The organism is Streptomyces sp. NPDC091289, from assembly GCF_044757365.1.
Lineage (GTDB): Bacteria > Actinomycetota > Actinomycetes > Streptomycetales > Streptomycetaceae > Streptomyces.
The window spans coordinates 1-12,830 of sequence record NZ_JBIVUT010000027.1 but is presented as its reverse complement, the minus strand read 5'-3'; the positions used below and the strand labels follow the sequence as shown (position 1 = coordinate 12,830).

The 12,830-nt window shown below is 73.3% G+C and carries 14 protein-coding genes and 5 tRNA genes; 9 read left to right on the top strand and 10 right to left on the bottom strand.

Features of this window, described 5'->3' with window-relative positions; all coding sequences use genetic code 11:
* The first annotated feature begins 67 nt into the window (after window positions 1–67).
* Window positions 68–481 carry an SsgA family sporulation/cell division regulator gene (locus ACIQPT_RS30630; protein WP_003959770.1) on the top strand — a complete coding sequence of 138 codons (414 nt, stop codon included), beginning with the start codon at window positions 68–70 and terminating at the stop codon, window positions 479–481.
* Window positions 482–748: 267 nt separating this feature from the next.
* Window positions 749–1,345, top strand: coding sequence for a CGNR zinc finger domain-containing protein (locus ACIQPT_RS30625; RefSeq protein WP_401160561.1), 597 nt, complete (start codon window positions 749–751; stop codon window positions 1,343–1,345).
* Window positions 1,346–1,378: 33 nt separating this feature from the next.
* Here ACIQPT_RS30625 and ACIQPT_RS30620 read toward each other — a convergent pair whose 3' ends face one another.
* Window positions 1,379–1,534 (bottom strand): hypothetical protein, encoded by a 156-nt coding sequence (locus ACIQPT_RS30620; protein WP_164494018.1) that lies wholly within the window; start codon window positions 1,532–1,534, stop codon window positions 1,379–1,381.
* Between the two features lie 150 nt (window positions 1,535–1,684).
* Window positions 1,685–2,167: a hypothetical protein gene (locus ACIQPT_RS30615; RefSeq protein ID WP_401160560.1), complete on the bottom strand. Its 483-nt coding sequence runs from the start codon at window positions 2,165–2,167 to the stop codon at window positions 1,685–1,687.
* Between the two features lie 166 nt (window positions 2,168–2,333).
* Between ACIQPT_RS30615 and ACIQPT_RS30610 the strand changes: the two genes are divergently transcribed.
* Window positions 2,334–2,849 carry a DsbA family protein gene (locus tag ACIQPT_RS30610; protein ID WP_401160558.1) on the top strand — a complete coding sequence of 172 codons (516 nt, stop codon included), beginning with the start codon at window positions 2,334–2,336 and terminating at the stop codon, window positions 2,847–2,849.
* A gap of 83 nt (window positions 2,850–2,932) precedes the next feature.
* Here ACIQPT_RS30610 and ACIQPT_RS30605 read toward each other — a convergent pair whose 3' ends face one another.
* The 3 genes from ACIQPT_RS30605 to ACIQPT_RS30595 all read right to left on the bottom strand — a co-directional run bounded on the left by ACIQPT_RS30605 (window position 2,933) and on the right by ACIQPT_RS30595 (window position 5,764).
* On the bottom strand, window positions 2,933–3,769 hold the full coding sequence (locus ACIQPT_RS30605) for a GNAT family N-acetyltransferase (protein WP_401160556.1): 837 nt from the start codon (window positions 3,767–3,769) through the stop codon (window positions 2,933–2,935).
* A gap of 118 nt (window positions 3,770–3,887) precedes the next feature.
* Window positions 3,888–4,709, bottom strand: coding sequence for an aminotransferase class IV (locus ACIQPT_RS30600; protein WP_401160554.1), 822 nt, complete (start codon window positions 4,707–4,709; stop codon window positions 3,888–3,890).
* A complete protein-coding gene (locus ACIQPT_RS30595; RefSeq protein WP_401160552.1) occupies window positions 4,706–5,764 on the bottom strand; it encodes a chorismate-binding protein in 1,059 nt (352 codons plus the stop codon). The genes ACIQPT_RS30600 and ACIQPT_RS30595 overlap by 4 nt, the downstream gene beginning before the upstream one ends.
* Window positions 5,765–5,909: 145 nt before the next feature.
* On the opposite strand from ACIQPT_RS30595, the gene ACIQPT_RS30590 reads away from it, so the two are divergent.
* From ACIQPT_RS30590 to ACIQPT_RS30570, 5 genes are all read left to right on the top strand, one after another.
* A tRNA-Gly gene (locus ACIQPT_RS30590) sits at window positions 5,910–5,982 on the top strand.
* 38 nt (window positions 5,983–6,020) lie between these two features.
* A tRNA-Cys gene (locus ACIQPT_RS30585) sits at window positions 6,021–6,094 on the top strand.
* Window position 6,095: 1 nt separating this feature from the next.
* Window positions 6,096–6,167 (top strand) — tRNA-Val (locus ACIQPT_RS30580).
* A 36-nt stretch (window positions 6,168–6,203) separates the two neighbouring features.
* A tRNA-Val gene (locus ACIQPT_RS30575) sits at window positions 6,204–6,275 on the top strand.
* A 23-nt stretch (window positions 6,276–6,298) separates the two neighbouring features.
* Window positions 6,299–6,373 (top strand) — tRNA-Val (locus ACIQPT_RS30570).
* A 125-nt stretch (window positions 6,374–6,498) separates the two neighbouring features.
* On the opposite strand, the gene ACIQPT_RS30565 is transcribed toward ACIQPT_RS30570, so the two are convergent.
* From ACIQPT_RS30565 to ACIQPT_RS30555, 3 genes are all read right to left on the bottom strand, one after another.
* The gene (locus ACIQPT_RS30565) at window positions 6,499–6,816 is read right to left on the bottom strand and encodes a zf-TFIIB domain-containing protein (protein ID WP_401160550.1); all 318 of its coding nucleotides are present in this window, start codon (window positions 6,814–6,816) and stop codon (window positions 6,499–6,501) included.
* Window positions 6,817–6,889: 73 nt separating this feature from the next.
* On the bottom strand, window positions 6,890–7,924 hold the full coding sequence (locus tag ACIQPT_RS30560) for a phosphotransferase family protein (protein WP_401160549.1): 1,035 nt from the start codon (window positions 7,922–7,924) through the stop codon (window positions 6,890–6,892).
* A 200-nt stretch (window positions 7,925–8,124) separates the two neighbouring features.
* The gene (locus ACIQPT_RS30555) at window positions 8,125–8,331 is read right to left on the bottom strand and encodes a hypothetical protein (RefSeq protein WP_401160547.1); all 207 of its coding nucleotides are present in this window, start codon (window positions 8,329–8,331) and stop codon (window positions 8,125–8,127) included.
* Between the two features lie 652 nt (window positions 8,332–8,983).
* Here ACIQPT_RS30555 and ACIQPT_RS30550 point away from each other — a divergent pair.
* Window positions 8,984–10,351 (top strand): protein kinase, encoded by a 1,368-nt coding sequence (locus ACIQPT_RS30550; protein WP_401160545.1) that lies wholly within the window; start codon window positions 8,984–8,986, stop codon window positions 10,349–10,351.
* A gap of 47 nt (window positions 10,352–10,398) precedes the next feature.
* On the opposite strand, the gene ACIQPT_RS30545 is transcribed toward ACIQPT_RS30550, so the two are convergent.
* Together ACIQPT_RS30545 and cobA are read right to left on the bottom strand one after the other, a co-directional pair.
* Window positions 10,399–11,217, bottom strand: a complete 819-nt coding sequence (locus tag ACIQPT_RS30545; RefSeq protein WP_401160543.1) for a TrmH family RNA methyltransferase — start codon at window positions 11,215–11,217, stop codon at window positions 10,399–10,401.
* 64 nt (window positions 11,218–11,281) lie between these two features.
* Window positions 11,282–12,592 carry a uroporphyrinogen-III C-methyltransferase gene (gene cobA / locus ACIQPT_RS30540; RefSeq protein WP_401160542.1) on the bottom strand — a complete coding sequence of 437 codons (1,311 nt, stop codon included), beginning with the start codon at window positions 12,590–12,592 and terminating at the stop codon, window positions 11,282–11,284.
* Window positions 12,593–12,830 lie beyond the last annotated feature (238 nt).

The following is a 12,830-nucleotide window of genomic DNA, read 5'->3' as shown; positions in this document are numbered from 1 at the left end:
GGTGGCATGTCGATTTCGCCGACGTGCGAATCCCCGAGCGCACACTGAGCGAAAGGCCCTGGCGCTTATGAACACCACGGTCAGCTGCGAGCTGCACCTGCGCCTCGTTGTGTCGAGCGAGTCCTCACTGCCTGTACCCGCGGGCCTGCGGTATGACACGGCCGATCCCTATGCCGTGCACGCCACCTTCCACACCGGAGCGGAGGAGACGGTCGAATGGGTTTTCGCCCGTGACCTCCTTGCCGAGGGGCTGCACCGGCCCACCGGCACCGGAGACGTCCGCGTCTGGCCATCTCGTAGTCACGGTCAAGGCGTCGTATGCATCGCCCTGAGTTCCCCGGAGGGAGAAGCCCTGCTCGAAGCTCCGGCGCGGGCCCTGGAGTCGTTCCTGAAAAGGACCGACGCCGCGGTTCCGCCGGGCACCGAGCATCGTCACTTCGATCTCGACACGGAGCTCTCCCACATCCTGGCCGAGAGCTGAGCCAGGCAGAGAGCCGCTCGACGCCGTCGACTCGGGGAGACGACGTCGTGCCGACAACCGCATAGGGCAGACACCGGCGCCGTCGTCGCGGAATCCACCGCGACGGCGGCGCCGGTGCGCTCGCGGGACCCCTGCTCCCACCGGGAGCCGGAGGGACCGATTCCGCTCCCTGCCGGGCCCACGCCGGACCCGGCACCGGTGGGGCGAGCCAGTAGAGTCAGCCGCCATCGGCAGGCGCCCGCCCGCCGGAAGGCCAGGGAGCGAAGCGTGCTGATCCCTCACGACACCCGGATCGCCCTCGACACGGTGGTCGATCTGGTGAACACCGCACCGGAGAGCCGGCCGCCGCGGGACGACCCCGCGGACGGGCTCACGGGCGGATCCGAGGACGGTCTCGTCGATGTCCCCGCGCTGTACGCCTTCGCCGAGCGGCATCTCATCAGCGGGGTCGGCGCGCTCGGCGAGAGGGACCTGACCGCCGTGCGCGACGTACGGGCCCGGTTCGCCGAGGTCTTCGCCGCGCCCGACCCCCGTACCGCCGCCGACCTGGTCAACCGGCTCGTCGCGGCGGCCGGGACCACCCCGCAGCTCACCGACCACGACGGCTACGACTGGCATGTGCACTACTTCGCCCCGGACGCCTCGATCGCCGACCATCTCGCGGCCGACTGCGGCATGGCGCTGGCCTTCATCATCGTGGCGGGCGAGCAGGAGCGGCTGCGGCGCTGCGAGGCGCCGGGCTGCGGGCACGCGTTCGTCGACCTGTCGCGCAACCGCTCCCGCCGCTACTGCTCGAGCCGTACGTGCGGGAACCGGCTCCACGTCGCGGCCTACCGGGCCCGGCGCAAGGAAGCCGCGGGCTGACGTCCGCCCCGCCCCGCACGGTCGCCCGACGCGTCACAGCACGAAGAGATCGTGCAGGGCGGCCATCAGCAGCAGACCCCCGATCACCGTCAGGAAGATCATCAGGGGCGGCTGGGAGAGCGCGAAGAGACAGCCGCGGGGCTCTTCGGCGGGGGGTGCGGGGGCATCGCCCCGGGAAGTGTCCACCATCTCGGGGTGATCATGACGCACTCGCCGCCGGGTTGGCGATCAACCGGGGGCATTCCCCCGGGAGTTCACCGTCCCGTGGCCATCGATATTCGCTCCGGCGTACGGGTCGCCGTCAGGCATTCGGACCGGCGGGCCAGGATGCCGCGCTTCTCAGATGCCGTGCTTCTTGAGGATCGCCTCGATGTCGCTGAAGTCGTCGCCGGGCGCGGCGGCCTCCTGCTTCTTCTTCGACTTCGTCTGCGGCTGCGGCTGGGGCTTCGCGGCCGCCGCCGGTCCGGCCGTGGCGCCGGCGCCGAGCGAGGGGGCGGAGGCGGCCGGGGCGACCGCCTCGTTCCGCCCGGCGGCCCGCGCGGCCTTGCGTTCCGCGCGGGTGCTGCCGCTGCGGCGCTCGATGGCGCGGGTGGTCATGAACAGCAGCCAGGAAAGGCCGAGCACCCCGAAGCCGAGCCAGATACTCGGCTTGAAGGCGATCCCGGCGACCCACTCGACGACCCCGGTCAGCACGAGCCCGACCGGGACGAGGGAGTAGGCGGCGATCCTCGTCGCTGTGAGGAACCGTTTGCGGTACGCGGTCACCGCGGCGATGCCCAGGCCGGCCGCCGACACCGCGGAACAGATGGTCTCGGCAAGCATCAGGGCCTCCAGGCGCAGGGGGTACGTCCCTTCCATCCTGCACCGACGACCGCCGCCGGGGCCACGGCGGCGGCTCACTTCAGGGACATTTCAGGGCCGGACTCCTCCCCAGGGGGTGTCCCGGTCCCGATTGGGACGCGCCCGCCCCGCCTGGAAGACTGGCCGCATGAGCGATTCCACCCCCGCGGCACCGGTCGTCCTCGACCTCTGGTGCGATCTCGAATGCCCCGACTGCCACCGAGCCCTCGACGATGTGCACGCCCTGCGCGCCCGGTACGGCGACCGCGTCGAGATCCGGCTGCGGCACTTCCCGCTGGAGAAGCACCAGCACGCCTACGCCGCGGCCCAGGCCGCCGAGGAGGCGACGGACCAGGGCAAGGCCTGGCCGTACATCGAGGCCCTCCTGTCCCGCACCGCCGACCTCGGCCGCACGGGCGAGCCGGTACTCCTGGACGTGGCACGCGAACTGGGCCTGGACGTCGAGGAATTCGACACCGCGCTGATCGACGGCCGGCATCTGCTGATCGTCGACGCCGACCACGCGGAGGCCAAGGCGATCGGCGTCACCGGCACGCCCACCTATGTGATCGGCGACGAGCGGCTGGACGGCGGCAAGAGCCAGGACGGGCTGCGCGAGCGGATCGAGGAGATCGTCGACCGGACCCTGGCCGCGCAGAGCTGACCGGGCGCAGAGCTGACCGGGCACCGACCGGCCGGGAAACCGGCAGCGGCCGGTGGACCGGTCGGCGGACCGGCCGGGAAGCCCTACAACGTCTTGGCCAGGTTGTACCGCGTCGTCGCGTAGCCGAGGGACTCGTACAGCCGCAGGGCCGGGGTGTTGGAGGCGAAGACGTGCAGGCCGAGGCGGTTCGCGCCCGAGCCGCGGGTGATGTCCTCGGCGTGCAGCATCAGGGCCCGGCCGTGACCCCGGCCCCGGTGTTCCTCGCGCACCTCGACATCGAAGACGTATCCGGCCGGGCCGCCCGGCGGCAGCTCCCGCCGGGCCACCCACACATGGCCGACGACCTCGCCCGCGTGCACCAGCACCTCGAAGCGCACCCCCTCGGTCGCCAGTCCGTCCGGCAGGAGGGCGGCGTGGTCGGTCTCGGACTTGCGCCGGGCCTGCTCGGGCTCCACTCCGCGGTCGATCCAGTCCTGTGCGAAGGTCCGCACCGCGTCCTGCCGCCAGGCCGCGAACTCCTCCTCGCTCATCGCCCGCGCGGTGAGTCCGGTGGGCAGCGGGACCGGGTCCGGGCCGAGGTCCTTGACCATGTTGCGGCTGCGTTCGGTGTAGCCGAGGGCGGCCGCGAGGCATCGGGCGGGCTCGTTGCCGGCGGGGACCTCCACCCGTACCCGGGTGCAGCCCCATCCCCGCAGCACCTCCTCGGCGGCGAGCGCGGCGATGGTGCCCCGGCCGCGTCTGCGCCGGGACTCCTCCACGCTGAGGGAGCCCAGCACCCCGGCGGTCGCGCCGAACGCGTCGTCGGTGCTGATCGCGACGGTGCCGACGGGCCGCCCGTTGTCGCACACGTCGTACTGGCGGGCCCGCGCCCCGTCGGCGCCTTGCTGAAGCGGCCCGGACGGCCGGAGTGTCGTGGTCATCAAAGGGTTGTATCCCCTGCACGACACCCCGTCACGCGCTTTTCGGCGCCGCGCGGGACCCGTTGACGCCGCGCGGGACCCGTCGACGCCGCCGGAACCCGTCGGCCGTCGGAGCCCGTTACGGGTCGAGGTCGTCGCCGGCCCGCTCGGCGAAGATCCGCATGGCCTTCGCCGTCACCGGTCCGGTCTCCGGGGACAGCTCGCGGTCGTCGACCCGGTGCACCGCCTGGATGTCGCGGAGCGTCGAGGTCAGGAACACCTCGTCGGCCTCGGCGAGTACGTCCATCGGGAGGTCGGTCTCCTCGGCCCCGGTCCACTCCACCGCCAGGGCGCGGGTGATCCCGGCGAGACAGCCGGAGGCCACCGGCGGGGTGTGGATGCGGCCGTCCAGGACGACGAACACATTGGAGCCGGTGCCTTCGCAGAGGCGGCCGACGGTGTTGGGGAACAGCGCCTCGGACGCGCCCCGTTCCCGCGCCCGTGCCAGGGCGACGACGTTCTCGGCGTACGAGGTGGTCTTCAGGCCCGCGAGCGCGCCGCGTTCGTTGCGCGTCCAGGGGACGGTGATCACCGCCGTGCTGTCCGGGCGGCGACTCACCCCGTCGAGGGCGACGACAAGGCTCGGCCCGTCGGTGCCCCGGTCCGAGCCGAGCGGGGAAAGACCGCCGGTGTAGGTGATCCGCAGGCGTCCCAGGGGGACGGGGTTGGCATCGATGACCGCGGCGGCGGCGCGCCGGACCTCGTCGTGGTCCGGGTCGGGCAGGCCCAGGCCCCGGGCGGACCGGGTGAGGCGGTCGAGGTGCCGGGTCAGGGCGAAGGGGCGCCCCTCGCTCGTACGCACCGTCTCGAAGATGCCGTCGCCCACGGTCAGCCCGTGGTCGAGCACCGACAGCCGGGCGTCGTCGGCGCTCCGCAGTCCGCCGTTGACCCAGATCCTCATAGCGCGGTCCTTCCTGTCTCCAGATGCGCACCCGACGCTACAGCGAGCAGCCGGGAGGCCTTGAGTTCGGTCTCGTCCCATTCGCGCTCCGGGTCGGATCCCCAGGTGATCCCGGCGCCGGTCCCGAACCGCAGCAGCGGCGCGGGGCCGGTGCGGTCGATCCAGAAGGTCCGTATCCCGACGGCGAGCGAGGCCGTACCCCGGTCGGCGTCGACCCAGCCGATCGCACCGCAGTACGGCCCGCGCGGGGCCCGCTCCAGCTCGGCGATGATCCGCAGCGCGCTGGACTTCGGCGCCCCGGTGACCGAGCCGGGCGGGAAGGCCGCCGCGAACAGCTCGGGCCAGCCCGCCCCGTCGGCCAGCCGGCCCCGGACGGTGGAGACGAGGTGGACGAGGCCCGGATGCTTCTCCACCACGCAGAGATCGGGCACGCTCACGCTTCCGGTGGCGCAGACCCGGCCCAGGTCGTTGCGGACCAGGTCCACGATCATCACGTTCTCCGCGTGGTCCTTCTCCAGGAGATCGTCCTCGGTCCGCCCGGTGCCCTTGATCGGCCCGGACTCCACGGTCCGCCCGTCGCGACGCAGGAAGAGTTCCGGGGACGCGGTGGCGACCTCCACACCGTGGCCGGGCAGCCGGATCGTTCCCGCGTACGGGGCGGGGTTGCCGCGGGCGAGCAGCGAGGTCAGGGCATCGACGTCGGCCCCGGCCCCGCCGCCGGGGAGCGGCGCGGACAGCACGCGGCAGAGGTTGGCCTGGTAGACGTCGCCCGCCGCGATGTGTTCACGGATCCGCCGTACGCCCGCCGTGTAGGCGTCACGGTCCAGCGAGGAGGACCAGTCCCCGACGCCGGGCCCGCGCCAGGCTCCGGGCACGGGAGCGGGCACCGTCTCCTTGCGTACGTCGGAGAAGCGGGCACAGACGATACGGCCCTCGAAATCGGCGGATACCGCCCAGAAACCGGACGAGTCAAGAGCCGCGGGATCGTGGGTCACATCCTGCAGACCGGAGGCTATGAGGCCGTCGAAGCGGGCCAAGGGGGCGAGATCGGACACGCGAATGAGTCTAGGACGGTGTGCGGTGACCTGCGTCGGGGCGAGGTCACCGCAGCACGCTGCACAAACGCGTTTTTGTGCTGGCCCAGGAATCCGCTAGAGTTCAACACGTCGCCGGGACGCGGAAGCGGGCCGGGAAAGACAAGCGGACGTAGCTCAGTTGGTAGAGCGCAACCTTGCCAAGGTTGAGGTCGCCAGTTCGAACCTGGTCGTCCGCTCGCAGAAGGTGGGGGATTTTTCCCGAGCCCCCATCCCTGGTGGAGTGGCCGAGAGGCGAGGCAACGGCCTGCAAAGCCGTCTACACGGGTTCAAATCCCGTCTCCACCTCCAAGGACGATTAGCTCAGCGGGAGAGCGCTTCCCTGACACGGAAGAGGTCACTGGTTCAATCCCAGTATCGTCCACTGGTCCGCAAGGATCATCGGTCCGCAAGGATCCCCGCGCGATTAGCTCAGCGGGAGAGCGCTTCCCTGACACGGAAGAGGTCACTGGTTCAATCCCAGTATCGCGCACGCAGTACACGCAGGTTCACCCTGCGCGATTAGCTCAGCGGGAGAGCGCTTCCCTGACACGGAAGAGGTCACTGGTTCAATCCCAGTATCGCGCACCACCGAGAACCCCTGGTCGTCTCCACGACCGGGGGTTCTTTCGTTCCTCTTGCTTGCGGTCGGCCCCCTCCGTGGCCCGGCGGCGCGATGGCCGGCCTTCGGGCCACGGAGGAACGCTCAGGAACGATCAGGACGAGAACAGCATCCGGCCGAAGCCCTTCTGGCGGCGGTGGCCGTAGTGCCCGCCGTGCTGCGGCGCACCCCAGGCGGGGGCGTGGGCGGCGGGGGCGGCCGGGTACGCCTGCGGGGCGGGAGCGGCCGGGTAGCCGCCGGGGGCGGGGGGCGCGGGCGGAGCCTGCTGGGACCACTGGGACTCCAGGCGGGTCAGCGACTCCAGCTCGCCGTAGTCGAGGAATATCCCCCGGCAGCCACTGCACTGCTCGATCTGGACGCCGTTGCGGTTGTACGTGTTCATCGGCGCGTGACACTTCGGACACTGCATCATCGGCTCGGCTCCTCGCCCTCGTTGTGCCGTCGCCGGAATGTCGGAAGGTCTGCCCGGCCACGGTCCGTTCAGCCTACGACGCGGGGTCGGCGGCCAACTCGGGCGGCAGCGTAGCGATTCGGGCACAGGATTCGATCATCAACTGTTCGAGTTCGTCCGGATCGCGCTTCTCCGCAGCGCACTTGGCCAGGGCGAGGGCCGCCGTCTGCACCGTCAGCGCGCGGGCCGGGACGTCCAGTTCGGGCCAGGGGTCCCCGGTCGGGGGAACCGCGGGTCCCCCGGCGGACCGGTAGGCGTCCAGGAAGGCGGACCAGTCCTCGGGCGCCAGGAGCCCGGCCGCGTACCAGGCGGCGGGCCGGGCGAGGTCCCACGCCGGATCGCCCACCCCCGCGTCGTCCACGTCGATGAGCAGCCAGGGCCCGTCCGGCGCGGGATGGCGGACGAGCTGGCCGAGGTGCAGGTCCCCGTGGCACAGGAAGCCGGCCCTCCGGGCGGGCACCGGTGCCTCGCCCCTGGCCCAGGCGGGCAGGGCGCGCCAGCCGGCCAGCACGGGCAGGACGGCCGGGTCGCCGGGAAGGGCGGCGCGCATCCGGGCGACGGCCCGCGCCGCCTTGGCCGGTCCACGCATCGGCGGGAGCCGGAACGGGGGCTCCGTCCGGTGGAGGCGGGCGAGCAGCACGGCGGCCTCGGCCCAGGGAGCCGCCTCGGGGTCGGTGGGGTCGACGGGCGCGCCGAACGGCCAGAGCGTGACCGGGCGGGGAGCGGGCGCGGACGCGGGGTGCTCGGAGGGTCCTGGCCGCCGGGGGGTGCCGGAGGGCTCCGGGTGCCCGGAGTCGGTGGGCGACCGCTCCGGGGCGGTGAGCGGCGGGAGCAGGATCCCGGTGAGCCGCGGGGCGGCGGCCAGGGCGATCCGGGCCGCCAGCGCCTCGCGGTCGGTGTCGGCGGCGTGGGCCTTCGCCACGATCGCGCCGCTGCGGACCACCGTGCCGTCGGGCCGGTCCGCGAGGACCTGCGGCGGCTCGCACCCGCACCGCGTCCTGGTGGGGTGCGCGAGGCGGTGGGCGAGGGTGCCCAGGTCATGGACGACCGAGGTCTCGGTGGTGGTCAACGGCTCCCCCGGCGGCGGTCGGCCCGGCCGTGGCACCGGGCACGCGGTGAGCGTAACGCGCGAGCGGGTCCGGACAGCGCGATGCCCGGTCAGCTCCCCAGCTGACCGGACAAACGCTGCCGTCCGCCGCACCCCCGTCCCCACGGGGCTGTTGGCCGGATGTGTGGGTCCGGACCGCTCTTCCGGACCCCGGGCGCCGCTCAGCGCCCCAGCATCACCGCCACGGACGACGCCTGTGTGACCACCGCGTCCCAGCCGCCGAAGGCGACCACGAGCAGGGCCGCCAGGGGAAGGACCATCGCCGTCGCCACCAAGGGGTGACGGGTGCCGGACGAACGGGCGCCGAACGCGGCGTACGCCTTGCGTCCCTGCATACGGACCATCGTCCGCGTTGCCGTGTCCGACATGGTTCCTCTCCTGACCTGAATGGGGGCGGCGAGCGTGTGACCTCGGGGGACGAGTGCTGCGCCCGCCGCTTGATCTCAACATTAGGTAAGCGGCGAGCACGGGGCGTCATGCCCGCGTACCTAATCCCGGGCCTCCCGGAGGATGAGCCGTCGTCGATCGGCGTACTCCCCTGGGTGGAGACGGACCACCGGAGGTTGGGGTCATCCCGGAGGGGGCACGGGGCCGGTCCGGCAGGTGCCCGGTACCTGATGCGGTACGTGGTCGGTAGGCGCTTCGGTACGTGCCCGTCGGCCGCGCGGGTGCGCCCGGTGGGTGACTTCACTCACGCCCACCGCCCCCGGCGGGCGGCCGCCCCCGTGCCGGAGGCCGCCCGGGACACCACCACCCGGTATGCCGGGACGGTGGTCACCGCCTCCACGACGACCGCGGTCCGCCGTTCCCGCAGTGATCCAATCCCCCTTGCCCGGTGGCCCCTTGAGCGGGCCGGCCGGCCGAGAGGCCCGGATCCGCTGCGCCCTGACCCCTCTTCATCTCTCCCGTACGGCACGGACAATCGAATCCCCGGTGAGGGCGCGGCCTCTGAGCGCGCCGGGCGCGGGGTACGTAAGCTGTGCCTCGTCAGGCGGACCAGGCAGCGGGGATGGGCAGACGATGGCGATGATGCGGCTCCGGCGCGAGGACCCGCGTCTCGTCGGCTCGTTCCGGCTGCACCGGCGGCTCGGCGCGGGTGGCATGGGCGTCGTCTACCTCGGCTCCGACCGGCGCGGCCAGCGGGTCGCGCTCAAGGTGATCCGGCCCGACCTGGCGGAGGATCAGGAGTTCCGCTCGCGGTTCGCGCGCGAGGTGTCGGCGGCCCGGCGGATCCGCGGCGGCTGCACGGCCCGGCTGGTCGCCGCCGATCTGGAGGCGGACCGCCCGTGGTTCGCGACGCAGTACGTGCCCGGCCCCTCGCTGCACGACAAGGTCGCCGAGGAGGGCCCCCTGCCCGCCGCCGAGGTCGCCTCGATCGGGGCGGCGCTCTCCGAGGGCCTGGTGGCGGTGCACGAGGCGGGGGTGGTCCACCGCGACCTGAAGCCGTCGAACATCCTCCTCTCCCCCAAGGGCCCCCGCATCATCGACTTCGGCATCGCCTGGGCGACCGGGGCGAGCACGCTCACCCATGTCGGTACGGCGGTGGGGTCGCCCGGGTTCCTCGCGCCCGAGCAGGTGCGGGGCGCGGCGGTGACGCCCGCGACGGACGTCTTCTCGCTCGGCGCGACGCTGGCGTACGCGGCGATGGCCGACTCCCCCTTCGGGCACGGCAGTTCCGAGGTGATGCTGTACCGCGTCGTGCACGAGGAGCCGCAGCTCCACGATGTCCACGACGCGTTGGCCCCGCTGGTGCGCGCCTGTCTGGCGAAGGACCCGGAGGAGCGGCCCAGCACGCTCCAACTGTCCATGCGGCTCAAGGAGATCGCGGCGCGCGAGGCGCAGGGGCTGCACGAGAGCCGGCCGCCCGTCCAGCGCTCCGCCCAGGACGCCGACCGGCCGACCGGGCGGATGGCCGATCCGTACGCCGAACAGCACACCCGCCGTTCCGATGGCCCGTCCGCCTCCCGCCCCCAGCCGGGCAGGCGCGGCGCGCCCGCGCGTTCGGGTCCGCCGCGCACCGGTGGCTCGCGCCCGCAGCAGGCGTCACGCAACACGACGCGTTCCGGGGGGAAGCGGCAGGGGTCCCCGGCCGGGACGAACGGCCGGCCCGGGACCCGCTCCGGGGGCCGCTCGACCTCGGCGGGGCGGCGTCCGGCCAATCCGCGGCTGCTGCGTCAGCGGCTGGTGGTGTTCGTCGTGGTGACGCTGCTGGTGGCGCTGGGCATCGCGGCGGCGCAGGGTTGCCAGGGGCCGGCCCGAGGTCTCGGCGGGAGCGAGCAGCCGGACCGTGCGCCTCGGGCGCAGGCCTGGCAGGCGTGGCAGGACAGTCCCGGTGGCTCCGGTGATCATCCGGTCCGGGGTGTGCAAGGGGCGGCACGGTCGTCCTGACGCCGGAGCCCCTGTACGTCGGGGCCCCTGCGGCGGCTTGTCCGTGCTCAGCTCTCCGGGCGGCCCGTGGCCACCGCGTAGAACGCGACGGCTGCCGCCGCGCCCACGTTCAGCGAGTCGACGCCGTGCGCCATCGGGATGCGGACCCATGCGTCGGCGGCCATCAGGGCCTGCGTGGACAGCCCGTCGCCCTCCGCGCCGAGCATCAGCGCCACCCGCTCCAACCGGTGCGGGGCCGCCTCGTCGATGCTGGTGGCCTTGGCGTCCGGGGTGAGGGCGAGGAGCCGGAAGCCGGCCTCCCGTACCGTCTCCAGCCCCTTGGGCCAGGCTTCCAGCCGGGCGTAGGGCACGGAGAAGACCGCGCCCATGGAGACCTTGACCGAGCGCCGGTAGAGCGGGTCGGCGCAGTCCGGTGAGAGCAGGACGGCGTCCATGCCGAGCGCGGCCGCGCTGCGGAAGATGGCGCCGATGTTGGTGTGGTCGTTCACCGACTCCATGACCACCACCCGGCGTGCGGTGGCGAGCAGTTCGTCGGAGGCGGGCAGCGGCTTGCGCTGCATGGAGGCGAGCGCCCCGCGGTGCACGTGGTAGCCGGTGACCCGTTCGGCGAGCTCGGGGGCGACGGCGTACACCGGGGCCGGAACCTCGTCGATGACGTCGCGCATGACGTCGACCCACTTGGCCGAGAGCAGCATGGACCGCATCTCGTACCCGGTCTGCCGGGCGCGTCGGATCACCTTCTCGCCCTCGGCGATGAAGAGGCCCTCGGCGGGTTCGCGTCGTCGTCGCAGCTCGACGTCGGTCAGGCCGATGTAGTCGCTCAGCCGGGGGTCGTCGGGGTCGTCGACGGTGATGAGTTCTGCCACAGGGTGATACTGCCTTGTCCGGTGTGTGGTGCCAACGCCTGGGAACGAGATACGTAACCGCGGGTTACTTCTCCGTCGGCTGTTCGGCCGGGGCCGTCCTCGGTGCGGAGTCCGGGCCGACCGCGACGACCTCGCCGATGACGATCACGGCGGGCGGGCGCACGTCCTCGGCGACCGCACGCTCGCCGACGTCCGCGAGGGTCGCGTCGACCCGGCGCTGGGCGGCGGTGGTGCCCTCCTGGACGAGGGCGACCGGGGTGGCCGGGTCCTTGCCGTGGGCGATCAGGGCGGCGGCGATGGCGCCGATCTTGTCGACGGCCATCAGCAGGACGAGGGTGCCGCGCAGCCGGGCGATGGCCTCCCAGTCGACCAGCGAACGCGGGTCCTCGGGGGCGACATGGCCGCTGACCACGGTGAACTCATGGGCGACGCCCCGGTGGGTGACCGGGATGCCGGCCGCTCCGGGGACGGAGATGGTGCTGGAGATCCCGGGGACCACCGTGCAGGGGATGCCTTCGGCGGCCAGGGCCTGGGCCTCCTCCATGCCGCGGCCGAAGACGAACGGGTCGCCGCCCTTGAGCCGGACCACGGACTTGCCCGCCTTGGCGTGCTCGATGAGCGCCTGGTTGATCGCCTCCTGGGCCATGAACCGCCCGTACGGGATCTTCGCCGCGTCGATCACCTCGACGTGCGGCGGGAGTTCGTCGAGCAGGTCGCGGGGGCCGAGGCGGTCGGCGATGACCACGTCGGCCTCGGCGAGGAGGCGGCGGCCGCGCACCGTGATCAGGTCCGGGTCGCCGGGGCCGCCGCCGACGAGCGCGACGCCGGGGGCGCGGGTGCGGTGGTGCGGGGCGGTGAGGGTGCCGTCGCGCAGGCCCTCGACGATGGCGTCGCGGATGGCGGCGGAGTGCCGGGGGTCGCGGCCCTGGGAGGTGGTGGTGAGGACGGCGACGGTCACGTTCTCGCTGCGTCCGGTGGCCGGGGTCCAGGCGGTGGCGGCCTCGGCGTCATCGGCCCGGACGCACCAGGTGCGGGTGCGCTCTGCCTCGGCGGACGCGGCGTCGTTGGCCGGGGTGTCGGAGGAGGCGATCAGGGCGTACCAGGTGTCGGCGAGGTCGCCGTCCTGGTAGCGGCGGCGCTCCCAGCGGATCTCCCCGGCGTCCGCCATGGCCTCGACGGAGGGCGTCGCGGACGGGGAGACCAGGGTGATGACGGCACCGGTGGCGATGAGCTGCGGCAGTCGGCGCTGGGCGACCTGGCCGCCGCCGACGACGACGACCCGGCGGCCGTGCAGGCGCAGGCCTACGGGGTACGCGGGGTGGTCGGCGTGATCGGTGTGACCCGCGCGGTCGGCGTGGTCTGCGGGCTCGGCCATGGCGGTACGGCTCCTCGTGCGGGTGCTGCGTTGCGTGCCGCTGCGGCTGTGGAGCGGCTGTGACGTGCGGAAAGTGGGGTTCCCGGGTGGGGAACACGATACGGGGTGGGGGTGGGTGGGGCGCCTGCGGCGGGCCCTCTCCCCTACCCGCCCCTTCCCGAAACCGGGGGGGCGCCCCCCCCCCCCCCCCGGCCCCCGCCCCCGGGGCCGGGGGGGGGTCGAAACCCAACGCCCCCAC

What these genes read in the sequence shown, in the direction of transcription:
- ACIQPT_RS30630 (WP_003959770.1), top strand. Translation starts at nt 68, where the DNA reads ATGAACACCACGGTCAGCTGCGAGCTGCACCTGCGCCTCGTTGTGTCG.
- ACIQPT_RS30620 (WP_164494018.1), bottom strand. Translation starts at nt 1,534, where the DNA reads ATGGTGGACACTTCCCGGGGCGATGCCCCCGCACCCCCCGCCGAAGAG.
- ACIQPT_RS30615 (WP_401160560.1), bottom strand. Translation starts at nt 2,167, where the DNA reads ATGCTTGCCGAGACCATCTGTTCCGCGGTGTCGGCGGCCGGCCTGGGC.
- ACIQPT_RS30610 (WP_401160558.1), top strand. Translation starts at nt 2,334, where the DNA reads ATGAGCGATTCCACCCCCGCGGCACCGGTCGTCCTCGACCTCTGGTGC.
- ACIQPT_RS30605 (WP_401160556.1), bottom strand. Translation starts at nt 3,769, where the DNA reads ATGACCACGACACTCCGGCCGTCCGGGCCGCTTCAGCAAGGCGCCGAC.
- ACIQPT_RS30600 (WP_401160554.1), bottom strand. Translation starts at nt 4,709, where the DNA reads ATGAGGATCTGGGTCAACGGCGGACTGCGGAGCGCCGACGACGCCCGG.
- ACIQPT_RS30565 (WP_401160550.1), bottom strand. Translation starts at nt 6,816, where the DNA reads ATGATGCAGTGTCCGAAGTGTCACGCGCCGATGAACACGTACAACCGC.
- ACIQPT_RS30555 (WP_401160547.1), bottom strand. Translation starts at nt 8,331, where the DNA reads ATGTCGGACACGGCAACGCGGACGATGGTCCGTATGCAGGGACGCAAG.
- ACIQPT_RS30550 (WP_401160545.1), top strand. Translation starts at nt 8,984, where the DNA reads ATGGCGATGATGCGGCTCCGGCGCGAGGACCCGCGTCTCGTCGGCTCG.
- cobA (WP_401160542.1), bottom strand. Translation starts at nt 12,592, where the DNA reads ATGGCCGAGCCCGCAGACCACGCCGACCGCGCGGGTCACACCGATCAC.